Source organism: Blastococcus sp. SYSU D00820 (assembly GCF_054050695.1).
Genome location: NZ_JBJGZW010000002.1, coordinates 283,422 through 307,877, shown reverse-complemented (window position 1 = coordinate 307,877; position 24,456 = coordinate 283,422). Strand labels below are relative to the sequence as shown.

At 75.4% G+C, this 24,456-nt stretch carries 24 protein-coding genes and 1 pseudogene; 3 read left to right on the top strand and 22 right to left on the bottom strand.

The genetic code is table 11. From position 1 onward, the window contains the following. Nucleotides 1-526: 526 nt before the first annotated feature. From dapB to rimP, 20 genes and pseudogenes are all read right to left on the bottom strand, one after another. Nucleotides 527-1,327, bottom strand: coding sequence for a 4-hydroxy-tetrahydrodipicolinate reductase (gene dapB / locus ACI79R_RS05450; protein ID WP_456572557.1), 801 nt, complete (start codon nucleotides 1,325-1,327; stop codon nucleotides 527-529). A gap of 43 nt (nucleotides 1,328-1,370) precedes the next feature. Continuing rightward, nucleotides 1,371-1,739: a VanZ family protein gene (locus ACI79R_RS05445; protein WP_456572556.1), complete on the bottom strand. Its 369-nt coding sequence runs from the start codon at nucleotides 1,737-1,739 to the stop codon at nucleotides 1,371-1,373. After that, complete coding sequence (locus ACI79R_RS05440; RefSeq protein WP_456572555.1) at nucleotides 1,739-3,028, bottom strand: M16 family metallopeptidase; 1,290 nt, start codon at nucleotides 3,026-3,028, stop codon at nucleotides 1,739-1,741. The genes ACI79R_RS05445 and ACI79R_RS05440 overlap by 1 nt, the downstream gene beginning before the upstream one ends. Before the next feature lie 95 nt (nucleotides 3,029-3,123). Then, the gene (locus ACI79R_RS05435; RefSeq protein ID WP_456572554.1) at nucleotides 3,124-5,394 is read right to left on the bottom strand and encodes a polyribonucleotide nucleotidyltransferase; all 2,271 of its coding nucleotides are present in this window, start codon (nucleotides 5,392-5,394) and stop codon (nucleotides 3,124-3,126) included. A 318-nt stretch (nucleotides 5,395-5,712) separates the two neighbouring features. Continuing rightward, complete coding sequence (rpsO, locus tag ACI79R_RS05430; RefSeq protein WP_456572553.1) at nucleotides 5,713-5,982, bottom strand: 30S ribosomal protein S15; 270 nt, start codon at nucleotides 5,980-5,982, stop codon at nucleotides 5,713-5,715. A gap of 125 nt (nucleotides 5,983-6,107) precedes the next feature. Further along, a complete protein-coding gene (locus ACI79R_RS05425; RefSeq protein WP_456572552.1) occupies nucleotides 6,108-7,076 on the bottom strand; it encodes a bifunctional riboflavin kinase/FAD synthetase in 969 nt (322 codons plus the stop codon). Between the two features lie 16 nt (nucleotides 7,077-7,092). Further along, complete coding sequence (locus tag ACI79R_RS05420; protein WP_456572551.1) at nucleotides 7,093-8,232, bottom strand: branched-chain amino acid aminotransferase; 1,140 nt, start codon at nucleotides 8,230-8,232, stop codon at nucleotides 7,093-7,095. Nucleotides 8,233-8,333: 101 nt separating this feature from the next. Beyond that, entirely contained in the window at nucleotides 8,334-9,320 is a 987-nt protein-coding gene (locus tag ACI79R_RS05415) for a DUF4190 domain-containing protein (protein ID WP_456572550.1), read from the bottom strand. A 97-nt stretch (nucleotides 9,321-9,417) separates the two neighbouring features. Then, complete coding sequence (locus ACI79R_RS05410) at nucleotides 9,418-9,756, bottom strand: antibiotic biosynthesis monooxygenase family protein (RefSeq protein WP_456572549.1); 339 nt, start codon at nucleotides 9,754-9,756, stop codon at nucleotides 9,418-9,420. A 43-nt stretch (nucleotides 9,757-9,799) separates the two neighbouring features. Continuing rightward, on the bottom strand, nucleotides 9,800-10,717 hold the full coding sequence (gene truB, locus ACI79R_RS05405) for a tRNA pseudouridine(55) synthase TruB (protein WP_456572548.1): 918 nt from the start codon (nucleotides 10,715-10,717) through the stop codon (nucleotides 9,800-9,802). Next, nucleotides 10,714-12,024: an MATE family efflux transporter gene (locus ACI79R_RS05400; RefSeq protein ID WP_456572547.1), complete on the bottom strand. Its 1,311-nt coding sequence runs from the start codon at nucleotides 12,022-12,024 to the stop codon at nucleotides 10,714-10,716. Before ACI79R_RS05400 ends, truB begins: the two co-directional genes overlap by 4 nt. Next, nucleotides 12,021-13,022 (bottom strand): DHH family phosphoesterase, encoded by a 1,002-nt coding sequence (locus ACI79R_RS05395; RefSeq protein ID WP_456572546.1) that lies wholly within the window; start codon nucleotides 13,020-13,022, stop codon nucleotides 12,021-12,023. Before ACI79R_RS05395 ends, ACI79R_RS05400 begins: the two co-directional genes overlap by 4 nt. Continuing rightward, nucleotides 13,019-13,264, bottom strand: a complete 246-nt coding sequence (locus ACI79R_RS05390; RefSeq protein ID WP_456572545.1) for a hypothetical protein — start codon at nucleotides 13,262-13,264, stop codon at nucleotides 13,019-13,021. The genes ACI79R_RS05395 and ACI79R_RS05390 overlap by 4 nt, the downstream gene beginning before the upstream one ends. Then, complete coding sequence (rbfA, locus tag ACI79R_RS05385; RefSeq protein WP_456572544.1) at nucleotides 13,261-13,794, bottom strand: 30S ribosome-binding factor RbfA; 534 nt, start codon at nucleotides 13,792-13,794, stop codon at nucleotides 13,261-13,263. The genes ACI79R_RS05390 and rbfA overlap by 4 nt, the downstream gene beginning before the upstream one ends. Nucleotides 13,795-13,879: 85 nt before the next feature. Continuing rightward, the gene (locus ACI79R_RS05380) at nucleotides 13,880-14,197 is read right to left on the bottom strand and encodes a DUF503 domain-containing protein (RefSeq protein ID WP_456572543.1); all 318 of its coding nucleotides are present in this window, start codon (nucleotides 14,195-14,197) and stop codon (nucleotides 13,880-13,882) included. Between the two features lie 98 nt (nucleotides 14,198-14,295). Continuing rightward, the gene (infB, locus tag ACI79R_RS05375) at nucleotides 14,296-16,131 is read right to left on the bottom strand and encodes a translation initiation factor IF-2 (protein WP_456572562.1); all 1,836 of its coding nucleotides are present in this window, start codon (nucleotides 16,129-16,131) and stop codon (nucleotides 14,296-14,298) included. Nucleotides 16,132-17,127: 996 nt separating this feature from the next. Further along, nucleotides 17,128-17,274, bottom strand: a pseudogene (locus ACI79R_RS05370) (translation initiation factor IF-2 N-terminal domain-containing protein); the annotation flags it as partial. Nucleotides 17,275-17,335: 61 nt separating this feature from the next. Next, complete coding sequence (locus ACI79R_RS05365; RefSeq protein WP_456572561.1) at nucleotides 17,336-17,707, bottom strand: YlxR family protein; 372 nt, start codon at nucleotides 17,705-17,707, stop codon at nucleotides 17,336-17,338. A gap of 41 nt (nucleotides 17,708-17,748) precedes the next feature. Next, nucleotides 17,749-18,894 carry a transcription termination factor NusA gene (nusA, locus tag ACI79R_RS05360; protein ID WP_456572542.1) on the bottom strand — a complete coding sequence of 382 codons (1,146 nt, stop codon included), beginning with the start codon at nucleotides 18,892-18,894 and terminating at the stop codon, nucleotides 17,749-17,751. After that, nucleotides 18,891-19,553 carry a ribosome maturation factor RimP gene (gene rimP / locus ACI79R_RS05355; RefSeq protein WP_456572541.1) on the bottom strand — a complete coding sequence of 221 codons (663 nt, stop codon included), beginning with the start codon at nucleotides 19,551-19,553 and terminating at the stop codon, nucleotides 18,891-18,893. Before rimP ends, nusA begins: the two co-directional genes overlap by 4 nt. A 233-nt stretch (nucleotides 19,554-19,786) precedes the next feature. Between rimP and ACI79R_RS05350 the strand changes: the two genes are divergently transcribed. The 3 genes from ACI79R_RS05350 (at nucleotide 19,787) to ACI79R_RS05340 (ending at nucleotide 21,647) form a co-directional block, all read left to right on the top strand. Next, nucleotides 19,787-20,266 carry a hypothetical protein gene (locus ACI79R_RS05350; protein WP_456572540.1) on the top strand — a complete coding sequence of 160 codons (480 nt, stop codon included), beginning with the start codon at nucleotides 19,787-19,789 and terminating at the stop codon, nucleotides 20,264-20,266. Nucleotides 20,267-20,281: 15 nt separating this feature from the next. After that, nucleotides 20,282-20,749 (top strand): ferritin-like domain-containing protein, encoded by a 468-nt coding sequence (locus ACI79R_RS05345; RefSeq protein WP_456572539.1) that lies wholly within the window; start codon nucleotides 20,282-20,284, stop codon nucleotides 20,747-20,749. Between the two features lie 136 nt (nucleotides 20,750-20,885). Next, nucleotides 20,886-21,647 (top strand): hemerythrin domain-containing protein, encoded by a 762-nt coding sequence (locus ACI79R_RS05340; protein WP_456572538.1) that lies wholly within the window; start codon nucleotides 20,886-20,888, stop codon nucleotides 21,645-21,647. Between the two features lie 4 nt (nucleotides 21,648-21,651). Here the strand turns inward: ACI79R_RS05340 and ACI79R_RS05335 are convergent, their stop codons facing one another. Continuing rightward, complete coding sequence (locus ACI79R_RS05335) at nucleotides 21,652-23,550, bottom strand: penicillin-binding transpeptidase domain-containing protein (RefSeq protein WP_456572537.1); 1,899 nt, start codon at nucleotides 23,548-23,550, stop codon at nucleotides 21,652-21,654. Nucleotides 23,551-23,596: 46 nt separating this feature from the next. After that, the gene (locus ACI79R_RS05330) at nucleotides 23,597-24,448 is read right to left on the bottom strand and encodes a GNAT family N-acetyltransferase (RefSeq protein ID WP_456572536.1); all 852 of its coding nucleotides are present in this window, start codon (nucleotides 24,446-24,448) and stop codon (nucleotides 23,597-23,599) included. Nucleotides 24,449-24,456: the final 8 nt, after the last annotated feature.

The following is a 24,456-nucleotide window of genomic DNA, read 5'->3' as shown; positions in this document are numbered from 1 at the left end:
AGCCAGGATCAAACTCTCCGTAGATGAATTTGAAATCCATGGCCGAGAACCGAGAGCTGACACTCTCGATATCAATCAACCAAAGGAATCCCTCACCACAACCCCAAAAGGGCCACAGTGCGGGGGTATTCTTACTTGGCACTGACTTTCGGCACGCTGTTGAGTTCTCAAGGAGCGGACGCGCACCGACGAGACCCTCTCGGGCTTTGTCTGTGGCGGCTTGTCCCACTGTACGCCGGTCTCGGAGACCTTCACCCAGGGGGTGTCTTCCGCGGCCCTCCCGGGCCCGTCCGGCGCAGAGAGAACAGTACACCATCTCGGAGGCCCCTGCACGAGGGGGTCCGGGAGGCGGTCCCGGTCTCTCGGGCGGTGCAACGATCGACGGGCTCCGGGACTTCCCGGGCACTGTGCCGACCGGCTGCACCTCGTCCGTCCGGCGGCTCGCGCCCCCTCGCGGACGTCTCCATTGAACCACGCTCCGGCGGCCGGAATTCCGCCCGCTCGTCGGGGACGGGAGGCGGCTGCCTCAGAGGCCGAGGAAGGACTCGATCCCCACGGTCAGGCCCGGACGGCGCGCGATCTCGCGGACGGCGAGCAGCACACCCGGCATGAACGAGGCCCGGTCGTAGGAGTCGTGCCGCAGCGTGAGGGTCTCCCCCGCGGCACCCATGAGCACCTCCTGGTGGGCGACGAGCCCGGTCAGCCGGACCGCGTGCACCGCCACCCCCTCCACGTCGGCACCCCGGGCGCCGGGCAGCGCGTCGGTCGTGGCGTCGGGCGAGGCCGGCATGCCCGCCGCGCGACGGGCGGCCGCGACCAGCCGGGCGGTGCGGACCGCCGTGCCGGAGGGGGCGTCCACCTTGTTCGGGTGGTGCAGCTCGACCACCTCGACGGAGGGGAAGAAGCGCGCGGCCTCCTGGGCGAAGCGCATGAGCAGCACGGCGCCGATCCCGAAGTTGGGTGCGATCACCACACCCAGCTCCGGCTTGGGGGCCAGCCACTCGGCGACGGTCGCGAGCTTCTGCTCGTCGAAGCCCGTCGTCCCCACGACGCAGTGGATGTTGTTGTCGATGCAGAACCGGATGTTGTCCATGACGACGTCGGGCCGGGTGAAGTCGACGACCACCTGGGCGCCGGCGTCGGAGACGTTGAACAGCCAGTCGCCGGCGTCGACCATCGCGACCAGCTCGAGGTCGTCGGCGGCGTTCACGGCCTTGACGACTTCCTGGCCCATCCGGCCGCGGGCGCCGAGGACGCCGACGGAGACGAGCGGGGCCTCACCCGCGGGTACGCCGGTTGCCTGCTGGTCGGGGGTGCTCGTGGTCACCGGGTCAGGCTTCCCGGCCGGGGCCGCGATCGCAACACTCCGTTCATCCAGTGGACCGGTGGCGGGTGGCCGCCGCCCAGCCCAGCAGGCCGACGAGGACCCCGGCGAGGTCGGCGAGGGCGTCGGCGACCGACCCGGACCGCTCGAGCGGCGTCACCGCCTGCACCACCTCGCTGACGACGGCGTACCCCACCAGCAGCAGCGCCAGCGCCCGGGGGCGCGCCCCGGCCCAGCAGCCGGTGGCCGCCAGGGCCGCGAACACCGCCAGGTGCACCAGCTTGTCCACGCCCGGTGGCGCCGAGGGGACGTCGTCCCCGGGGGCGAAGAGCACCGCCAGCGACACGAGGACGGCGACGGCGAAGGCGCCTCGGGAGAGCGCGCCGTGGACGCGGAGCGCGGGATGGCCGGCCATCAGAGCCGGTCGAGGTCCGACTCGCGGTAGGGACCGACGACGGCCAGGCAGGTCTCGCGGGCGAGGAGGTCGGCCCCGACCGCGCGCACCTGGTCCTCGTCCACCGCGTCCAGACGGGCGAGCACCTCGCGCACCGGCACGTACTCGCCGTGCGATAGCTCGCTCTTGCCCAGCCGGCTCATCCGCGAGCCGGTGTCCTCCAGCCCGAGCACCAGACCGCCCTTCAGCTGCCCGCGCCCGCGGGCCACCTCCTCGGCGGTCAGGCCGTCGGCGGCCACCCGGGCCAGTTCCTCGCGCACCAGGCGGAGCACCTCGGGCACCCGCTTGGGCGAGCAGCCGGCGTACACGGAGAACGAACCGGTGCCGGCGTACTGGCTCAGCGACGAGCCGACGCTGTAGACCAGGCCGCGCTTCTCCCGGATCTCCTGGAACAGCCGCGAGCTCATCCCCCCGCCGACCGCCGTCTCCAGCACCGCCGCGGCGTGCCGGCGCTCGTCGAGCCGCCCCAGGCCCAGCGTGCCGAGCAGCAGGTGGGTCTGCTCGGTGGTGCGCCGGATCAGCCCGGTGCGGCGGGCCGGCCGGTCGAGGACGACGTCCTCCCCCCGGCGCAGGGGCGCCGGCTCCGCGTCGCCGGCGAGCCGCGAGCCGAAGGCCGCGGTGACCAGGTCGAGCACCTGCTGGTGGTCGACCCGCCCGGCGGCGGTGACCACCATCGAGGGCAGCGCGTACCGGGAGCGGTACCAGCCGTCGACGTCGTCGCGGGTGAGGGACTCGATGGACTCCACCGTGCCGAGGACCGAGCGGCCCAGGGCCGTGCCGCCGAAGAGCGTCTCGGCGAACAGGTCGTGCACGGCGTCGGCCGGTTCGTCGTCGCGCATGGCGATCTCCTCGAGCACCACCGTGCGCTCGGACTCGAGGTCGTCGGCGGTGTTGAGGGCGTCGGTGACGAGGTCACCGAGCAGCGTGACCGCGAGCGGGAGGTCGCTGGCGAGCACGTTGGCGTAGTAGCAGGTGTGCTCCTTGGCGGTGAAGGCGTTCATCTCACCGCCGACGGCGTCCATGGCCGTCGCGATCTCCAGCGCGGTCCGGCTGCCGGTGCCCTTGAACAGCAGGTGCTCGAGGAAGTGCGAGGAGCCGGCCAGGGCGTCGGTCTCGTCGCGCGAGCCGACCCCGACCCAGATGCCGACGGTGGCCGACAGGACCCCGGGCATCGTCTCGGTCAGGACGCGCAGCCCGCCGGGCAGCACGGTCCGCTCCACCCGGCCGCCGACCTCGTCGACGTCGAGCACCTCGGTCCCGCCCGGACGCGGAACACCGGCCGGGGCCGGGACGGACGCGGTCGCGTCCGTCCCGGCCCCGGTGGCAGTGCGGTTGGTACTCGTGATCACGCCTCCGAGGGAGCGGCCTCGGCAGGCGCCTCGGCCGGGGCGTCGGCGGCGGCGTCACCGTCGGCCGCGACCGGGACGAGGCTGATCTTGCCGCGGGCGTCGATGTCGGTGATCTCGACCTGCAGCTTGTCGCCGACGTTCACCACGTCCTCGACCTTGCCGATGCGCTTGCCGCCACCGAGCTTGCTGATGTGCACCAGGCCGTCCTTGCCGGGCAGCAGGGAGACGAAGGCACCGAACGGCGTGGTCTTGACGACCGTGCCGAGGAACCGCTCGCCGACCTTGGGCATCTGCGGGTTGGCGATGGCGTTGATCCGGTCCACCGCGGCCTGGGCCGAGGGGCCGTCGGAGGCACCGACGTAGATCGTGCCGTCGTCCTCGATGGTGATGTCCGCGCCGGTCTCGTCCTGGATCGCGTTGATCATCTGGCCCTTGGGGCCGATGACCGCGCCGATCTTGTCGACCGGGATGCGCACCGTGGTGACCCGCGGGGCGTACGGGCTCATCTCGTCGGGGCCGTCGATGGCCTCGTTCATCACGTCGAGGATGTGCAGGCGGGCGGCGCGGGCCTGGGTCAGCGCACCGGCGAGCACGTCGGACGGGATGCCGTCGAGCTTGGTGTCCAGCTGCAGCGCGGTGACGAACTCCCGCGTGCCGGCGACCTTGAAGTCCATGTCACCGAAGGCGTCCTCGGCACCGAGGATGTCGGTCAGCGCGACGTACTCGGTCTTGCCGTCGACCTCGTCGGACACCAGGCCCATGGCGATGCCGGCGACCGGGGCCTTGAGCGGCACACCGGCGTTGAGCAGCGCGAGGGTCGAGGCGCAGACCGAGCCCATGGACGTCGAGCCGTTGGAGCCCAGCGCCTCGGAGACCTGCCGGATCGCGTAGGGGAACTCCTCGCGGTCGGGCAGCACCGGCAGCAGCGCCCGCTCGGCGAGCGCGCCGTGGCCGATCTCGCGCCGCTTCGGCGAGCCGACGCGGCCGGTCTCACCGGTGGAGTACGGCGGGAAGTTGTAGTTGTGCATGTAGCGCTTGCGCGTCTCGGGCGAGAGCGTGTCCAGCTGCTGCTCCATGCGCAGCATGTTCAGCGTGGTGATGCCCAGGATCTGGGTCTCGCCGCGCTCGAACAGCGCCGAGCCGTGCACCCGCGGGACGACCTCGACCTCGGCCGACAGCGGCCGGATGTCGGTCAGGCCGCGGCCGTCGATGCGCACCTTGTCGCGCAGGATGCGCTGGCGGACGACCTTCTTGGTGACCGCGCGGAAGGCCCCGGAGATCTCCTTCTCGCGGCCCTCGAACTGGCCGGCGAGAGCGGCCTTGACCTCGTCCTTGAGCTCGTCGGTGGCGGCCTCGCGCTCCTGCTTGCCGGCGATGGCCTGCACCTGGGCGAGCTTCTCGGCGGCCTGCGCCTCGACGGCGGCGTAGACGTCGTCCTGGTAGTCCAGGAAGCGGGGGAACTCCGCGGCCGGCTTGGCGGCCTTCTCGGCCAGCGCCGACTGCGCGTCGCACAGCGCCTTGATGAAGGGCTTGGCGGCCTCGAGGCCCTGAGCCACGACCTCCTCGGTCGGCGCCTGCGCGCCGCCGGCGACCAGCTCGACGGTCTTCTCGGTGGCCTCGGCCTCGACCATCATGATCGCGACGTCGCCGTCCGGGAGCACCCGGCCGGCCACGACCATGTCGAAGACGGCCTCCTCGAGCTCGGCGTGCGTCGGGAAGGCGACCCACTGGCCGCGGATCAGCGCGACACGGGTGCCGCCGACCGGGCCGGAGAACGGCAGGCCGGACAGCTGGGTGGACGCCGAGGCGCCGTTGATGGCCAGCACGTCGTACAGGTGCGACGGGTCGAGGGCCAGGACGGTGATGACCACCTGGACCTCGTTGCGCAGGCCCTTGGCGAAGGTCGGCCGCAGCGGGCGGTCGATCAGCCGGCAGGTGAGGATCGCATCCTCGGAGGGGCGGCCCTCGCGGCGGAAGAACGAGCCGGGGATGCGCCCGGCGGCGTACATCCGCTCCTCGACGTCGACCGTCAGCGGGAAGAAGTCGAACTGCTCCTTGGGCTGGCGGCCGGCCGTGGTGGCCGACAGGAGCATGGTGTCGCCCATCGTGACGACGACGGAGCCGGCGGCCTGACGGGCGAGCCGGCCGGTCTCGAACGTGATGCTGCGGCTGCCGAAGCTGCCGTTGTCGATGACCGCGGTGGCGGTGGTGACGCCGTCCTCGGGGTCGTACTCGGCGGTGGTGCTGTTCTGGGTGGGTGCGGACATGCTGTCCTCTTCCTACGTCGCATCGGGCGACGTCCTCTTGGGCGCTGTGCGCCGGACTGGCTGCGGGCGTGGATGCCCGGGTGGTGCTGGTGGCGCGCCGGCCCCGGTCGGGGACGGCTGCGCGGCTCGTGCCGCCGGCGTCCAGGCGACCGGTCGTCGATCGAAACCCCCGGGGCGGTGCCTTCCCCCGACGGGGGGCGGTCATACCCGGGAGCCACCACCGAGGACCGGGGCGCTGTGCGCGGTCGGGCGGGGGCCCGTGCGGCGGGTGCCGCACGAGAGAGGGGACCGTCCCGGTGGGACGGTCCCCTCGACGTGCTAGCGGCGCAGACCGAGCCGCTCGATGAGCGAGCGGTACCGGTTGATGTCGGTCTTGGCCAGGTAGTTCAGCAGCCGGCGACGACGGCCGACCAGCAGGAGCAGGCCCCGCCGGCTGTGGTGGTCGTGCTTGTGCTGCTTGAGGTGCTCGGTCAGGTCGCTGATCCGGCGGGTCAGCATCGCGACCTGGACCTCGGGGGAACCGGTGTCGCCCTCGACCGTGGCGTACTCGGTCATGATCTGCTTCTTGAGCGCGCTCTCGAGCGCCATCGGTCGCCTCCCGGCGGTGGGGTGTGGCCCCCGGTCTGGTTCACGGGGGCAGGGGAACACACACGTCGGTCGTCCCGACGCGGTCCCAGGCTACCAGCGCGGGCGGGCCCGGCCGGCGGCGGTGATCAGTCCGGGGTGGGCAGGCCCAGGACGGCGCGGGCTTCGACCAGGTCGCGGTCCATCGCGGCGACGAGGTCCGCGACGCCGGTGAAGCGGGTCATGCCGCGCAGCCGGGCGGTGAACTCGACTCCCGCGTGCTCGCCGTAGAGGTCGCCGTCGAAGTCGATGAGGTGTGCCTCGACCGTGCGGCGTGAGCCCTCGAAGGTCGGGTTGGTGCCCACCGAGATCGCCGCCGGGTACCGCGCGCCGCTGGCGCCGTCGAGGTCGCGGACGACGAAGTGGCCGGCGTACACGCCGTCGGCCGGGATGGCGGTGAACGGCGGGCTCTCCACGTTGGCCGTGGGGTAGCCCATCTCCCGGCCGCGGCGGTGCCCGCGCACCACCACGCCGTCGACCCGGTGCGGGCGGCCCAGCGCCTCGGCGGCCGAGGCCATGTCGCCGGCGGCGACGCACGCCCGGATGTAGGTGGAGGAGATCGTGGGCTGGTCGGGGGCGTCGGCGAGGCTGGCCAGTCCGACGCCCTCGACGGCGAAGCCGAACCGGCGCCCCTCCGCGCTGAGGGTCTCGACGGTGCCCGCCGCCCGGTGCCCGTAGGTGAAGTTCTCCCCCACCACGACGTGCGCGGCGTGCAGCCGCTCCACCAGGACGCTGTGCGTGAACGACTCCGGCGACAGCTTCATCAGGTCGCGGGTGAACGGCAGCACGCACATCGCGTCGACCCCGAGCCCGGCGACCAGCTCGGCCTTGCGGTCGAGGTGGGTGAGGATCGCCGGGTGCGAGCCGGGGCGCACCACCTCGGCCGGGTGCGGGTCGAAGGTGAGCAGCAGGCAGGGGCGGCCGAGCGCGCGGGCGCGCGCGACCGCGGCCCCGATCAGCTTCTGGTGCCCCCGGTGGACGCCGTCGTACATCCCGACGGTGACCACGGTGCGCCCGAGGTCACCGGGGACGGCGTCCAGTCCCCGCCAGCGCAGCAACGCAGCGACCCGCCGCTCAGGCGACCCGGTGCAGCCAGCCGTGGGTGTCGGGCACCCGGCCGTGCTGGATGTCGAGCAGGTGGGCGCGCAGCCGCATGGTGAGCGGCCCGGGCTGCCCGTCGGCGACGGTGAAGTCGCCGGTGCGCGCCTTGACCTCGCCGACCGGGGTGATCACCGCGGCGGTGCCGCAGGCGAACGTCTCGGTGACGGTGCCGTCGGCGACGCCCGCGCGCCACTCGTCGACGCTGAACTTCCGCTCGGTCACCCGCAGGCCCATGTCGCGGGCCACGGTGATCAGCGAGTCCCGCGTGATGCCGGGCAGCAGGGTGCCGGTGAGCTCGGGGGTGACCAGTTCGGCGTCGTCCCCGGAGCCGAGGACGAAGAACAGGTTCATCCCGCCCATCTCCTCGACGTAGCGCTTCTCCACCGCGTCGAGCCAGACGACCTGGTCGCAGCCGGCGGCGATCGCCTGCTCCTGGGCCAGCAGGCTGGCGGCGTAGTTGCCGGCGCACTTGACGTCGCCGGTGCCGCCGGGCGCCGCACGGATGTAGTCCTCCGAGAGGTACACGCTCACCGGGTGCACGCCGCGCGGGAAGTAGGCGCCGGCCGGGCTGGCGATGACGAGGAACAGGTACTCGTGGGCCGGCCGCACGCCGAGGAACGGCTCGATGGCCAGCTGGTAGGGCCGCAGGTAGAGGGTCTGGTCGGGGCCGGTGGGCACCCAGTCGCGGTCGGCGTCGACCAGCGCGTCGACGGCGGCGAGGAAGGCCTCCTCGGGCACCGGGGGCATCGCCAGCCGGCGGGCGCCGCGGGCGAAGCGGGCGGCGTTGGCCTCGGGGCGGAAGGTGGCCACGCTGCCGTCGGGCTGCGCGTAGGCCTTGAGCCCCTCGAAGATCGACTGGGCGTAGTGCAGCGCGGCGGTCGCCGGGTCCAGCTGCAGCGGGGCGTAGGAGGTCAGCCGCGCGTCGACCCAGCCCTCACCGGCGCGGTAGCGCGCCAGGAACATCGTGTCGGTGAAGTGCCGGCCGAAGCCCGGGTCCTCGAGCACCTGGGCCCGCTCGGTGGCGGAGCGGCGCCGCACGTCCTCCACGACCACCGGCACGCCCTCGGTGAAGATCCTCGAGGTGTTGCGGCTGTCGGCGAGCGTGTCGGTCATGTCTCCCACCTGCACGGGTCAGGGCGCGTCCGGCGGCCGCCGGACGTGCGCCCACAGTAGCCCCGCGGGCAGGCGCGCTCCGCGTCGCTCCTCCGGCCGGGTCAGAAGACGCCGAGGCCGGCCAGGAGGACCACGTACCAGACGACCAGCGCGATGCCGACCACGAGGGCGACGTAGCCGAGCACGACCGCGGCCACGGCCATCCCGTGCCCGCGCTCGCCGGTCCGGCGGATCTGGGCGAGCGCCAGGTGACCGCAGACGACCGCGCCGATGCCGATCCCGGTGAGGCCGAGCACGAGCGCGGCGACGGCGAGGCCGCAGGTGCGGTCCGCCGGCGAGCCGGCCGGCGGGAAGCCGGCAGGCGGGGAGCCGGCAGGCGGGAAGCCGGCGATGGCGGGAACGGGACGAGTGCGCGCGGCGCGGGCTCGGGCCCGATCGGCCCGAGTGGCCATCAGCGTCGTGGCCAGGAGCAGGAGGGCCCCGACGAGCATGCCCTCAGTGCTGTGCACGAGTCCCTCGTCGGGCTCGTACGCGAAGGACCGCGCCAGGTAGGCCAGCACCTCGGTCCCCAGCACCCCGAGGAACAGCGTGTAGGCGGCCGAGCCGACCAGGGGGACGAGCAGCCACCGCCACTGCGGCCCGGTCCCCCCCAGCCGGAGCAGGGCAGCGGCGGAGTAGGCGGTGAACGCGAGCGGCAGGGTCAGCAGCCACAGCACGCCGGCGTCGGCGACGAAGGCCGCGGCGACGAGGAACCCAGTCCCCGCCGCCCACAGGAGCAGCGGCACCGGCCCCGGTACCCGCCGTGGCAGCAGGAGGCCGGCGCCGAGCACGACGACGGCCTGAGGGCCCGCATGGAGCAGCGGCACCAGGTCGGCGGGCGATTCGAAGGTCGCGACGAGCACCATGCCCCACACCGCGACCGCGAGAGAGCCCCCGACGAACACCCAGAGGGCCGGTGCGAACGACCGGGTGCGCGGCTGACCGCCGGGCCCGGCGACGGCGGCAGCTGCCAGCCCGGCCGGGGGAGGCGGCGCGGGCGGCGCGACCGTGGTGGCGGGGCTGTCCCACGTGGGGTACGGCGAGGTCACGCCGGGATGGTGGCAGCTCCCCCACCCGGAGGCGGGGATGCGGCACCGTGTCGTTCCGGGTGCGCGGGCGGCCCGCCGCGGCGGGCCGCCCGGCGCGTCAGGCCTGGTTCTCCTGGTTGACCTTGGGGCCGGCGAACTCGATGACCTCGTAGGACCACAGGTGCGAGGAGTCGGCCGCGGCCGGCGCGAGGGTGTCGCCGCCGCCGGAGTGCGCCCGGTCGAAGTCCTGGCTGGACTGCCAGGCCTCGTAGGCCTCCTGGCTGCTCCAGCGCGTGTAAACCAGGTACTGGTCGGTGCCCTCCTGCGGGCGCAGCAGCTCGAACCACTCGAAGCCCGGCGTGCTCTCCACCGCACCGGCCCGTCCGCGGAACCGCTCCTCGAAGCGCTCCTGCTTGTCCGGCGGCACGGTGATCGCATTGATCTTCACGACGCTCATGCGCTCCCCCTTCCCGGCTCGGACGGCGGTCAACCGCCGCGGTTCACCCGGTCGGGAAGCCGACGGCGACCCGCGCCCGCGGGCCGGCGTCCTCGACCAGCGCCACGAGGCGGCCGTCGGGCGCGACCGCCGCGGTCAGCCCGGGCACGCCGGTGGCGGTCACCCGCTGCCCGTGACCGAGCGCGCGGGCCTCGTCGTCGGTGAGCCGGCGCTCGGGGAAGACGGCGGTCGCGGCGGCGGTGAGGCCGAGCACGCCGGCCCCCGCGCCGGCGCCGGCCAGTGCGCCGGCGGCGTCCTCGACCGGGGCGGCCGAGGTCACGGCGAAGGGGCCGGAGGCGGTGCGGCGCAGCGCGGTCAGGTGCCCGCCCACGCCGAGGGCGGCACCGGCGTCGCGCGCGATGGCCCGGATGTAGGTGCCCGCGGTGCAGGTCACCGTGACGTCGACGTCCACCACGTCCGGCTCGGGCCGGACCACCCGGTGCACCTCGAGCGCGTGCACGGTCACCGGCCGCGGCTCCAGGACGACGTCCTCCCCGGCCCGCACCCGGTCGTAGGACCGCCGGCCGGCGACCTTGACCGCGCTCACCGACGAGGGCACCTGCAGCAGCGGGCCGGTCTGGGCGGCGAGCGCGCTGCGCACCGCCGCCTCGTCCAGGTGCGCGGCCGACGTCGTCGCCACGACCTCGCCCTCCCGGTCGTCGGTGACCGTGGTGACCCCGAGCCGGATGGTCGCCTCGTAGGTCTTGTCGTGCCCGCCGAGGTACCCGAGCAGCCGGGTGGCGGCGCCGACCCCGAGCACGAGCAGGCCGGTGGCCATCGGGTCGAGCGTGCCGGCGTGGCCGACCCTGCGCACCGACAGCACCCGGCGGGCACGGGCGACCACGTCGTGGGACGTCATCCCCCCGGCCTTGTCGACCAGCAGGATCGAGGGCGGGACGTCGGCGTCCGGTCGGCGGGTCACGCGCCCACCGTCTCAGGTGCCCGCAGCCACCTCTCCCCCGCCACCCGCACCGCGACGGCGACCAGCCGCAGCGCGATGAACAGGGTGAGCCCGGTCCAGACCCCGGCCAGCCCCAGCTCGAGCGGCCCGGCGAGCAGCGACAGCGGCACGAACCCCACCAGGGCGGCGCCGACGGTCACCGTGCGCAGGTAGCCCACGTCGCCGGCGCCCATGAGCACGCCGTCCAGGGCGAAGACCACCCCGGCCAGCGGCTGGAAGCCGGCGAGGAACCACCACACCAGCCGCGCCTGGTCGACCACCGCGGGATCGGCGGTGAACAGCGGCAGCAGCACCTCGCGCAGGACGAGCAGCAGCGCGGCCACCAGCAGGCCGGTGCCCAGTCCCCACAGCGCCACCCGGCGCGCGGTGGCCCGCGCGTCGGCGGGCCGGCCACCGCCCAGGGCGTGACCGACGAGTGTCTGCGCGGCGATCGCGTAGGCGTCGAGCACCAGGGCGAGGAAGAAGAACAGCTGCAGCGCGATCTGGTGGGCGCCCAGCGGCGCCGGCCCCGAGCGGGCCGCGACCCCGGCGGCCACGAGGAACGACACCTGGAGGACCGCGGCGCGCAGCAGCAGGTCGCGGCCGAGCACCAGCTGCGCGCGGACGGCCGCGGGGCGGGGCCGCCAGCCGGCGCCCTCCCGCAGCAGCGCGCGGACGAACAGCGCGGCGGTCAGCGCCTGGCCGACCACGTTGGCCACCGCGGAGCCCGGCAGCCCGAGCCCGGCGGAGTGCACCAGCAGGGGGCACAGCACCAGGCTGGTCAGGCTGCCGGCCAGCACGTACCGCACCGGGCGGCGCAGCTCCTGCACCCCGCGCAGCCAGCCGTTGCCGGCCAGGGAGACCAGCAGCAGGGGCGCCCCGAGCCCGGCGATCCGCAGCCACTGCTCCCCCGCGGCCGCGACCGGTCCGGCGCCGCCCGCGAGCAGCCGGGTCAGCGGCCCGGCCAGCAGCTGGAAGGCGAGCAGCACGACCGCGCCGAGGGCCAGCGCCAGCCAGGTGGCCTGCACGCCCTCGGCGACGGCACCGGCCCGGTCGCCTGCCCCGGCCCGGCGGGCGGCGCGGGCGGTGGTGCCGTAGGCCAGGAAGTTCAGCAGCGCGGCGGCCCAGGCGAGCAGCCCGCCGCCGACGGCGAGCCCGCCCAGCGGCACGGTGCCCAGGTGGCCGACGACGGCGGTGTCGACGAGCAGGTACAGCGGTTCGGCGGCGAGGACGACCAGCGCCGGCGCGGCCAGCGCCAGCACCGAGGGCGCCCGCGACGGCGGGGTCATCGAGCGTCGAGCAGGTCCCGGATGGCCTGGACGGTGCCCTCGCGGTCGCGGTGCGAGGTGAACCCCGCCGCGGCCCGGTGGCCTCCGCCGCCGAGCGCGACGGCCACCCGGGCGACGTCGGTGGCGCCGCGCGAGCGCAGCGACACCGACCAGCTGCCGTCGTCCTGCCCCTTGAGCACGCAGGCGACGTCGGCCTCGGCGGTGGCGCGGACGACGTCGACCAGCGCCTCGAGCTGCTCGCCGGGCAGGCCGTGCTCGGCGGCCTCGGCGGTGCTCGACCAGGTCCACACCAGGCCGGCGCCCACGCCGTCCTCCAGGACGGCGCGGCCGGTGACGACCGAGAGCAGGCCCAGCCAGCCGAACGGCGCGGTGTCGAACAGCCGCCGGCTGATGTCGGCGTGGTCGATGCCGGTCTCCAGCAGCCGCGCGGCCAGCCGGTGGGTGTCGGGCCGGGTGTTGCCGAACCGGAAGGACCCGGTGTCGGCGGCCAGTCCTGCGTAGAGACAGGTGGCCAGGTGCGCGTCGACGGCCACGCCGAGCTCGTCGAGCAGGCCGGCGACCAGCACCACGGTCGCCGCCGCCCCCGGGTCGACGACGCGCACGTCGCCGAAGCCGGGGTTGCTCGCGTGGTGGTCGACGACCAGGGAGGCGCCCGCGCCGTCGATCAGGCCGGCCAGCTCCCCGAGCCGGCCCGGGGAGGCGGCGTCCAGGCTGACGAAGACGTCCGGGGACGCCGGTACCTCCGCCGACGGCACCAGGCCGTCGGCGCCGGGCAGCCAGGCCAGCGAGGCGGGCAGCACGAACGGGTCGGGGAACGTCGCGAGCACGCGGGCGCCGCGACGGCGCAGCCCCTCGGCCAGGGCCAGGGTGCTGCCGAGCGCGTCCGCGTCGGGCTGCACGTGCCCCGACAGGACGACGGTGGCGCGGGCGTCGCAGGCCTGCGCGAGCAGGGCCGCGGCGGTCGGGGCGGCGGTGCGGGGCGCGGGCGAGACGCTCACGCGTCCGGGCCGGGGTCGGCGACCGGGGAGGCGTTGGACTCCTCGGTCACGTGCCCGCCGCCGACCGGGATGCCCGGCCCGCCGTCGTCCGGCTCGTCGGAGGTGATGCTCGGCACGGAGCCGATCTCACCGGTCCTGCCGCCCTGCGTCGGGTCACCGGCGTCGGGCATCTCCTTGCCGCCGAGCTCGTTGTGCGCCTGCTCGTCGGCCGGGACGTACGGATCGGGGTCGTTCTCGCTCACGAGGCGCTCCTGCTGTTCACGGGCGGGGTGTGCACGGGCCGGGACGCGGCGTCGCCGGCAGGGACATCGGCAGTCGCGGCCGCGGACGGGTCCTCGTCGTCCTCGGCGTCCTCGGCGGGGTGCCGGTACGGGTCGGCGTCGCCGGCGTAGCTGGCGCCCTCGCGGAGGCGGGCCAGCTCGGCGTCGGCGGAGCGGACCCGCTCGAGCGCGGCGTCGAGCTCCCGCGCGGTGTCGGGGACGATGTCGGCGACGAAGGCGAGGGTGGGCACGAACTTGATGCCGGTCTGCCGGCCCACCGTGGAGCGCAGCACACCCGTGGCGCTGGCGAGGGCCCGGGCGGAGTCCTCGACCTGCGCCTGGTCGCCGTAGACGGTGTAGAAGACCGTCGCCTCGCGGAGGTCGCTGGTCACGCGGGCGTCGGTGATGGTCACCATGCCCAGCCGGGGGTCCTTGATCGAGGACTCGATCGCGGCGGAGACGATCTGTCGGATGCGGACCGCCAGCTTGCGTGCGCGGGCGGGATCGGCCATCTCGGACCTCCTGGTGGAAGGACCCCCCGGCTCCTCGGCCCTCGCGCGGGGCTCGGGCCGACCTCGGCAGGGGGCCGGACGTGCGTTACAGGTCTTGGTCGCTCAACAGCTGCCTGTGCGTCGACAGCAGCGTCACCTCGGGCCGCTCCGCCAGCAACCGCTCGCAGGCGTCGAGGACGTCGGTCACCTGACCGGCGTCCCCGGCGACGGTGGCTATCCCGACCTGCGCGCGGCGGTGCAGGTCCTGGTCACCCACCTCGGCGGCGGCAACGGCGAAACGGCGCCGCAGCTCGGCCACGATCGGCCGCACCACGGCGCGCTTGCCCTTGAGCGAGTGGACGTCGCCCAGCAGCAGGTCCGCGGACAGCGTCCCGGTGAACAGGAAGGACCCCTCTCTCCCCACTGCTCGCAGGCTCGCAGCGGGCCCCGGACGGAGCCGCCGACCTGCTGCTGGCCGCCCGGTCCGCCCCACCTGCGTGGGGCGGACCGGGTACGTGCCGACTACGCCCGCGGCTTCTCGCGGATCTCGAAGGTCTCGATCACGTCGTCGACCTTGATGTCGTTGAACGACCCCAGGCCGATACCGCACTCGTAGCCCTCGCGGACCTCGGTGACGTCGTCCTTGAACCGCCGCAGCGACTCCACCGACAGGTTGTCGGCGACGACGACGCCGTCCCGGACCAGCCGGGCCTTGGAGTTCCGGACGATCGTCCCGCTGCGGACCAGGGAGCCCGCGACGTTGCCGATCTTCGGCACCCGGAAGACCTCGCGGACCTCCGCCGTGCCGAGCTGGACCTCCTCGTACTCCGGCTTGAGCATGCCCTTGAGGGCCGACTCGATCTCCTCGATCGCCTGGTAGATGACCGAGTAGTACCGGACGTCGACGCCCTCGCGGTTGGCGAGCTCGGTGGCCTGGCCCTCGGCCCGGACGTTGAAGCCCAGGACGATGACGTCGTCGGCCAGCGCGAGGTCGATGTCGCTCTTGGTGATCGACCCGACGCCGCGGTGGATGACGCGCAGCGAGACGTCGTCGCTCACCTCGATCTTCATCAGGGCCTCCTCGAGCGCCTCCACGGTGCCCGAGTTGTCGCCCTTGATGATCAGGTTGAGCTGACGGTTCTCCTTCAGCGCCGCGTCGAGGTCCTCCAGGCTGATCCGCTTGCGCATCGAGGCGTTCTGCGCGTTGCGGATGCGGGCCTGGCGCCGGTCGGCGATCTGCCGGGCGACGCGGTCCTCCTCGACGACGAGGAAGGTGTCACCGGCACGCGGCACCGAGGTGAGGCCGACGACCTGCACCGGACGCGCGGGCAGCGCCTCCTTGAGCTTGTTGCCGTGCTCGTCGAGCAGCGACCGGACGCGGCCGTAGGCGTCGCCGGCCACGATCGAGTCGCCCTGGCGCAGCGTGCCGCGCTGGACCAGCACCGTGGCCACGGGGCCCCGGCCCTTGTCCAGCTTGCCCTCGATGACCACGCCCTGCGGGTCCTGCTCGGTGTTGGCGCGCAGGTCCAGGGAGGCGTCGGCGGTCAGCAGGATCGCCGCGAGCAGGTCGTCGATGCCCTGACGGGTGGTCGCGGAGACGTCGACGAACATCGTGTCGCCGCCGTACTCCTCGGCCACCAGCCCGTACTCGGTGAGCTGCTGGCGGATCTTGGCGGGGTTGGCCCCCTCCTTGTCGATCTTGTTGACCGCGACCACGATCGGCACGTCGGCGGCCTGGGCGTGGTTGAGCGCCTCGACCGTCTGCGGCATGACGCCGTCGTCGGCGGCGACCACCAGGACGACGATGTCGGTCACCTTCGCCCCACGGGCACGCATCGCGGTGAACGACTCGTGACCCGGGGTGTCGATGAAGGTGATCGGACGCTCCTCGTCCTCCAGCTCGGTGACGATCTGGTAGGCGCCGATGTGCTGGGTGATGCCACCGGCCTCGCGCGCCACCACGTTGGTGTTGCGGATGGCGTCGAGGAGCTTGGTCTTCCCGTGGTCGACGTGACCCATGACGGTCACGACCGGCGGACGGATGTTCCAGTCCTCCTCGTCGCCCTCCTCGTCGCCGAAGGTGAGGTCGAAGTCGGACAGCAGCTCGCGGTCCTCGTCCTCGGGGCTGACGACCTGGATGACCCAGCCGATCTCGGCACCGAGCAGCTGCAGCGTCTCGTCGTTGACCGACTGCGTCGCGGTGACCATCTCGCCCAGGTGGAACAGGGCGGTGACCAGCGCGGCCGGCTGGGCGCCGATGCGCTCGGCCAGGTCGGTCAGCGAGGCGCCGCGCGGGAGCCGGACGGTCTGCCCGTTGCCCCGCGGCAGGGTGACGCCGCCCATGCTGGGCGCCGCCATCGAGTCGAACTCCTGACGCCGCTGCTTCTTGCTCTTGCGGCCGCGGACGGGACCGCGACCACCGGGACGGCCGAAGGCACCCGCGGTGCCCGCACCCGAGCCACCGCGACCGCGGCCACGGCCACCGCCGCCACCACCACGGAAGCCACCGCCGGCCGGGGCGCCTGCACCGGGCGCGCCGCCACCGCCGCCGGGACGGAAACCGCCGCCGCCGGGACCACCCGGACGGCCGCGGCCGCCGGGACCACCGGGACCGCCACCGGGACGGCCGGCACCGGCCGGACGCGGCGGCATCATGCCGGGGGAAGGCCGCTGCGGCATCATGCCCGGGTTCGGGCGCGGACCGCCGGGACCGGCCGCCGGGCGCGGACCGCCGGCACCGGGACCCGGACGCGGGCCGCCGGGGCCCGGACGGGGACCGCCGGCACCGGGGGCCGGACGGGGACCGCCGGCACCGGGACCCGGACGCGGGCCACCGGCCGCGGGGCCCGGACGCGGGCCACCGGCCGCCGGGCCGGGACGCGGCGCGCTGCTGAAGGGGTTGTTGCCCGGGCGCGGAGCCGGGCGCGGACCCGGCCGCGGGCCACCGGGGCCACCCTGACCACCGGCCGGGGCACCGGGCCCCGGACGGGGGGCGCCGGCCGCCGGGCGCGGACCCGGGGCCGGAGCACCCGGACGCGGGCCGGTCGGAGGCTGCTGGGCCGGGGCGGGCGCCGGCGCCGAGGCGGCCGGTGCCTGCGGAGCGGGCGCCGCCGGGCGCGGACCCGGAGTGGGCGCGCCGGGACGCGGACCCGCGGCCGGGCGGGGACCCGGGGCCGGGGCACCCGGGCGCGGGCCGGGCTGGCCGGCAGGCGCGGCGGGAGCCGCCGGGGCCGACGGCGGCTGCGCGGCGCGGGCCTGCGGAGCCGGAGCGGCAGGCCGGGGACCCGGCGTCGCGGGACGGGACGGGGCGGGGGCCGGGGCGGCGCTGCCGCCGCCGGTGCTCGCACCGAGGGCCTCCCGGAGCCGCCGGGCCACGGGGGCCTCGACGGTCGAGGAGGCGGACTTCACGAACTCGCCCTGCTCCTTGAGCTTGGCGAGCACGGTCTTGCTGTCGACACCGAACTCCTTGGCGAGTTCGTGTACGCGGGCTTTGCCTGGCACGGATCTCCTCTTGGTGAGGCCGGCGGCTCGCCCGCTCGACCTCGTCTTTAGTGGTGCATGGTCATCGTGGGGACTTCACTGCTGGCTCATCCGACGACGTCCTGCTCTCGACGTGCGGGCCGGTCTGGTACCGGCCCGACTGTGCAACTGCGGTCTGTCGTTCGTCATCGCCCGGCCCGGCCCCGCCTCCCGGGCGCCCCGCGGGGGGTGCGCCGAGGACGTGGGCCCGGAGCGGACCGACCTCCACCGGGGTGCTGCAGCGCAGCGCCCGGGGGAAGGCCCGGCGTCGTTCCGCTGCGGCGAGGCACTCCGGTGTGGGGTGCAGCGACGCTCCCCGGCCGGGGAGCACCCGACGTGCGTCCGGGACCAGGGCCCCGTCGGCGACGACGACACGCAGCAGATCGGTGACCGGAGCGCGTTTCCGGCAGCCCACGCACGTGCGCACCGGGATCGACGTTCCGTCCACCCTGAACTCTAGCGCGCGGGCGGCCGCGGGTGTTCCGCACTCCGGCCGCCACCCACCCGACCGGGACGGTGTCCTGCGCCACCCCCCGCGCCGGGACGGCCCCCGGCACCGGCGCGCACCGGCGGCGGGCCCGACCGCAGCGGCGGACGGCCCACGCCCGGGGACGGCTCGGCGTCGGCCGGCTGGGCGTCGCTGCGGATGTCGATCCGGCAGCCGGTCAGCCGGGCGGCCAGGCGGGCGTTCTGGCCCTCCTTGCCGATGGCCAGCGACAGCTGGTAGTCCGGGACGACCACGCGCACGGCCTTGGACTGCGGGTCGACCAGCTGGGCGCTGCTGACGCGGGCCGGGCTCAGCGCGGAGGCGACGAAGGTGGCCGGGTCGTCGGACCAGTCGACGATGTCGATCTTCTCGCCGTGCAGCTCACTCATGACGTTGCGCACCCGCTGCCCCATCGGCCCGATGCAGGCGCCCTTGGCGTTCAGCCCCGGCACCGACGTCCGGACGGCGATCTTGGTGCGGTGCCCGGCCTCGCGGGCCACCGAGACGATCTCCACGCTGCCGTCGGCGATCTCCGGCACCTCGAGGGCGAACAGCTTGCGCACCAGGTTGGGGTGGGTGCGGGACACGGTCACCTGCGGGCCGCGGAAGGTGCGCGTCACCGAGACGACGTAGGCCTTGACGCGGGTGCCGTGGGTGTAGACCTCGCCGGGCACCTGCTCGGCGGCCGGCAGGACCGCCTCGACCTTGCCGATGTCGATCATCACCACGCCGCTGGCGTTGCGCCGCTGGTCGGCCTGGACGATGCCGCTGACGATGTCGCCTTCCTTGCCGGCGTACTCGCCGAAGGTCTGCTCGTGCTCGGCGTCGCGCAGCCGCTGCACGATGACCTGCTTGGCGGTGCTGGCCGCGATCCGGCCGAAGTCGGAGGGGGTGTCGTCCCACTCGCGGACGACCTCGCCGTCGGCGCCCAGCTCCTGGGCCAGGACGGCCACCTCGCCGGACTTCCGGTCGACGTGCACGCGCACGTGCTTGGCCGCGCCGTCGGCGTGCCGGTACGCGGTCACCAGGGCCGTCTCGATGGCCTCGATGACCGTGTCGGCCGGGATGCCCTTCTCGCGCTCGACCGCCTTGAGAGCGGTCACGTCGATGTTCACTGTCCTCCTCCACCGCCGTCCCCGGCGCGGTGCGCCGGGGCAGCGGGGTCGTCCGTGCTGTCGTCGTCGATGTCGTCGATGTCGATGTCGTCGTCGGGCCCGAGGTCGTCGGTCCCGGTGTCCTGCGGCTCGCCCGGCTCGTCGTGCCGGCCGAACTCGACCTGCACCCGCCCGGTACCCAGCTCCGCCCACGGCACCTGCCGGGGGGTGGGCGGCCGCTTCTTCGCGCCCGGCTTGCCCTTGGCCTCCACGGCCAGCGTCACGCCGTCCGCGTCGACCGCCAGCACCCGGCCGGTGACCTGCTCGACCGAGCCGGCCGGGCCGACCCCCACCGCGACCAGCCGGCCGGTGTTGCGCCGCCAGTGCCGCGCCTCGGTGAGCGGCCGGTCGACCCCGGGGCTGGTGACCTCGAGCACGTACGGCGCGCGGCCGAGCTCGCCGTCGTTGTCGTCCAGGGCCGCGGAGACCGCGCGGCTGACCTCGGCGACGTCGTCGAGGCTGACCCCCTGGTCGCGGTCGACGACGACGCGGACGACGCTGCGCCGGCCGGCCGGGGTCACGACGAGCTCCTCGAGGTCGTAGCCGGCGGCGGCGACGACCGGTTCGATCCAGCCGGCCAGCCGGCTGGTGGCGGGGTCGGGACGTCGGGTGGTGGACACGGGGCTCCCTCCCTGACTCGCCTGCGCCGGGGCAGGGTGCTCGCGGCCGGCTCCCGGGACGGGAGCGCCGCGCCCGCCGGGCACCCGGCGCGGGGCCGGGCCTCTCCGGGCGAAGGGTCAGGCTACCGCCCGGCGGCGGGAGCCGGGACCGCACGCCGGGAGCGGGACCGGGGACGCCACGCACCCCCGGCGGCTCCCCGCCCGGCCGCGCGCGGGCTGGAAGGATGAGGGCGATGGCGTCGATCCCCGCTCCCGGCCCCTCGGGGTTCTCCCGGCGCGCCTTCCTCGCGGGCACCGCCGGGCTGGCGCTGGCGGTCGCCGGGTGCACCTCCGGCGACGACGGCGGCGCTCCCCCGGTGACCCCGGCCCAGGCCGACCAGCTGGCCGGTCAGGTGGCGGTGCAGGAGGCGCTCGTCGCCGCCTACGGCGCGGCCACGGCGGCCGACCCCGCCCTGGCCGCGGGGATCGGTGCGCTCGCCGGCCAGGCCGGCGAGCAGCTGGACCGGCTGCGCGCGGCCGCGCCCGGCGCGACGTCGTCGTCGGCCGGTCCGGCACCGGCTCCCGGCCCCGACGTGCGGGGCTGGCTGCGGGCCCAGGTCGGGACGGCGGCGGCCGCGCACGAGCAGGCCTGCGTCGACCAGGCCGGGCCGCGGGCGGCGCTGCTGGGGTCGATCGCCGCGGGACTGCGCGGGCACGAGGCGGCGCTGGCGTGAGCGGGGAGGCCGGACGTGGCTGACGAGGGCACCGGCGGGCAGGACGAGGCGACCGAGGAGGCCGCGCTGCAGGAGGCCTTGGCCGCCGAGCACGCCGCGGTGTGGGGCTACGGCGTCGTCGGCGCCGCCCTGCCGCCGGCGGACCGCGACGCGGCGGTCACCGCCGAGAACGCGCACCGCGACGTCCGGGACCGGGTGGCCGGCCTGCTCGACGGGCGCGGCGCCGACCCGGTCGCCACCGAGGCCGGCTACGCCCTGCCGTTCCCCGTGCTCTCCCCCGTCGACGCGGCCGCCCTAGCGGTCGTGCTGGAGGACGGCACGAGCGCGGCGTGGGTGCGGGTGCTCGACCGGTCGGTGGCCTCCGACGTGCGGCAGCTGGCGGTGGTCGAGCTCGGCGCCGCCGAGGTCCGCGCCGTGGCCTGGCGGGCGGCGGCCGGCCAGGTCCCGCTCACCCGGGCCCTGCCCGGGCTCGCGGAGGGCTGAGTCCCCGGTCCTGACGCGCGGTTGAGAGCGCGTCGCCAGCGGGCCGCAAGCTGACCGCAAGGGCGCGGTCCGACGCTGCGGTCAGCACCGGGGCGACACCGAGACCCCGGGACGGCGTCCGCAGGAGGACCGACCCATGACCGCCACCACCGCCACCACCCCCACCACCGGCACCCCCGCCACCGGCACCGCCCCCGCCGGCACCCAGCTGGACCTGCCCGGGCAGACCCACGTCGCCGAGGGCCCCAACGACCTGAGCGGGATGTACGTGGCCCACCACGCCTTCCGCCGCGACCTGGCCGCCTTCGCCCGCGCCGCGGAGCGCACCCCCGTCACCGACGGCGAGTCCTGGCGGGCGCTGGCCGCCCGCTGGCAGCGGTTCGCGAAGGTCCTCCACCACCACCACACCGTCGAGGACACGACGCTGTGGCCGCAGCTGCTGGAGCTCGCCGACGCCGCCGGGGATCCGCAGGCCCGGGAGACGCTGGAGGCGATGGAGGCCGAGCACGCGCTGATCGACCCGCTGCTGGAGGCCTGCGCCGCCGGCTTCGGGGCGATGGCCACGACACCCGGCGAGGACGTCCGCGCGGAGCTCGCCCGGCAGACCGCCGCGGCCCGCGACAGCCTCACCGAGCACCTGCGCCACGAGGAGACCGAGGCCCTGCCGCTGGTCCAGCGGGTGCTGCCGGCCGAGGGCTGGGCCCGGGTGGAGGAGGCGGCCGGCAAGGGCGGCAGCCTGTCCGACCTCGCGTTCCTCATCCCGTGGGCGGCGCAGGGCCTCCCCCGCGCGGCGACCGACCGGGCCTTCGCCGCCGCCGGGCCGGTGTTCCGGCTGGTCCTGAAGCTGTTCGGCGGCCGGTTCGCGCGCGCCGAGGCGGTCGCGTTCCGGCACGCCTGAGCGCTCAGCCCAGCGACCCCAGGAAGGCGTCGGTGACGGCGACGGCGGTGCTGCTGGACTGCCCGCCCTCGACGAGGACGGCGAACGCGATGTCCCCCTGCGGGCCGGCCAGCTGGAAGCCCATGAACCAGCCGTGCGCGTCGGGCGGGGTGTTGCTGCCGTACTCGGCGGTGCCGGTCTTGCCGTACACCTCGCCGTCGTCGGCCAGCGCGGTGGCGGTGCCGGTCAGCACGACCTGGCGCATCATCGGCCGCAGCTGGTCGAGCACCGCCGGGCCGGGGCCGGCCGGGGCCTCCCCCGCCGGCTCGGCGCCGACGACCTCGACGGGCGGGGCCGGGGTGCCGCTGGCGATTCCCGCGGCGACCAGCGCGAGGGCCACCGGGCTCATCAGCACCTGCCCCTGGCCGATCGCGTTGGCCGCCTTGGTGGTGCCGGTGCTGTCGGCCGGCACGCTGCCGCTGAACAGGCCGACCGGCAGCTGCCAGTCGCTGCCCACGCCGTAGGACGCCGCCGCCTCGGCCAGCGCCGGGTCGGGCAGCTGCAGCCCCTGCTGGATGAAGGTCGTGTTGCACGACTCGGCGAAGGCCTCGGTGAAGGGCACCGTGCCCAGGTCGAACTGGTCCTGGTTCTCGAACTCCCGGCCCTCCACCACCGTCGTCCCCGGGCACGGCACCGGGGTCTCGGGGGTGAGCGCGCCGGCGGTGAGCAGCGCGGTCGCCGTCATCGCCTTCATGCTCGAGCCGGGCGGATACTCCCCGGTCAGCGCGTTGGCCGGGACGGCGGCCTCGTTGGACGAGACGGCGAGCACCTCGCCGGTGCCCGGCCGCACGACGACCAGGTGCGTGGGCAGCTGCTGCTGGGCGACGGCGGCGTCCGCGGCGTTCTGCAGCAGGGGCACGATCGGCGTCTGCACCGGGGTGCCCGGCACCGGCGCGACGGTCGCCACGGGAAGGCCCTCGTGGCCGGCGGCCTCGTCGGTGCTCACCACCTGGACCTCGAAGCCCGGGGTGCCGGTGAGCTGCTCCTGCAGCGCCCTCTGCAGGCCCGACAGGCCGAGCTGGTCGCCGGCGGCGTACATCGGGTCGCCGTCGTCGGTGGCCTCGTCCAGCACCTCCTGCGTCGCGTCGCCGACCCGGCCGAGCAGCGCGGTGGCGAAGCGTGCGGTGGGCGCCAGCAGGCGGGTGCTGGTCGGGAAGACCGCTCCCGGGAGGTCGAACACCTGGGCGCGGATGGCCTCGAAGTCGGGCCGGCGCAGCGTGATGACCGGCACGAACTGGCCCGGCGGAGCGGCCTGGACGTCGGCCTGGATCTCCTCGGCCGGGATGCCGGTGGCCGCCGACAGCGCCGCCGCCAGCCCCACCAGGTCGGTGACCTGGCCGGGGTCGACGCCGACGTTCACGACCTCGGTCGGGGTGAAGATCGGCGCGCCGGAGGCGTCGGTGACGGCCGCCCGCTCGGGCAGGGTGCGGGTCAGCTCCAGGCGCTGGCCCTCGTCGAGCTCCGGGTGCACGATCGAGGGCTGCGCGACGACCTCCCAGCCGTCGTCGGTGGAGCGCAGGTCGAGGGTGGCGTCGTAGGTCCAGCTGGGCGCCGCGGCGAGGTCCCAGGTGGCGGTCCAGCCGACCGTCGCGGTCTCGTCCTCGACGGCGACGTCGCCGAGCTCGGCGGCCAGGACGGCGCCGGGCAGGTCCGCGGCGGTCTGGTCGAGCAGCGCGGTGGCCGCGTCGGGGTCGCTGGTGGCCCCGGCGGCGCCCGCCAGATCACCGCCGGCCCAGTCGTCGAGGAACTGCTGGGCGGCCGCGCGGACGTCGTCGGTCGGGTCGTCGGCGGAGCACGCCGCGAGCACCGGCACCGCCAGCAGGCCGACCGTCGTGAGCAGGACCGGGAGCCGTCGTACCGCCACGGACGACAGCCTCCCAGACCGGTGCCCCGCGGGAGGGGAGGCCGCCTCAGAAGAGGACGCTGGCGTACCGCCCGACCTCGCGGAAGCCGACCCGGGCGTAGGCCGCCCGCGCCGGCGCGTTGTAGTCGTTGACGTAGAGGCTGACCACGGGAGCGATGACCGACCGGGCGTACTCGACGACGGCGGCGGTGCCGGCGGTGCCGATGCCGCGACCGCGCGCCTCGGGCGCCACCCACACGCCCTGGATCTGGCAGGCCGCCCGGGAGACGGCGCCGATCTCGGCCTTGAACAGCACCCGGCCGTCCTCGATCCAGGCCAGCGACTGACCGGCGCGCACGAGGTCGGCCACCCGGGCGCGGTAGGAGGCGCCGCCGTCGGAGCGCAGCGGGCTGACCCCGACCTCCTCGGTGAACATCGCGATCGCGGCCGGCAGCAGCACCTCGAGCTCCGAGGAGTGCACCGGGCGCACCCGCGGCTCCGGGGCGACGGCCGGCGGGCCCTCGATGGCCAGCAGCGGCTGCTGCGGCCGGTGGTCGCGGGCCGGCCCCCAGTGCGGGGCCAGCAGCTCCCACAGGGGGGCGACCGCGCCGGCGGGGCCGACGATCGTCGAGCAGCGCCGCCCGGCGCGCCGGGCGCGGTCGGCGAACGCCGCGGCCGCCGCCTGCTCGCAGCCGGGCAGGGCGAACGGGATCAGGTTCCCGCCGGCCAGGCACACGGCGTCGAGGTCGCGGCCCGTCCCCGTGCCCCACAGCGGGGCGCCGAGGGTCGCCGGGCGGGTGCCGGCGACCTCGACGCGACCGGCGATGACGCAGGCGGCCACGGGGTCGGTGTCCAGCAGCCGGCGGACGGCGGCCTCGTCACGTTCGTCGAGGACGCGGGCGGGGGCGGTCCGGAGCACCGGCGGGG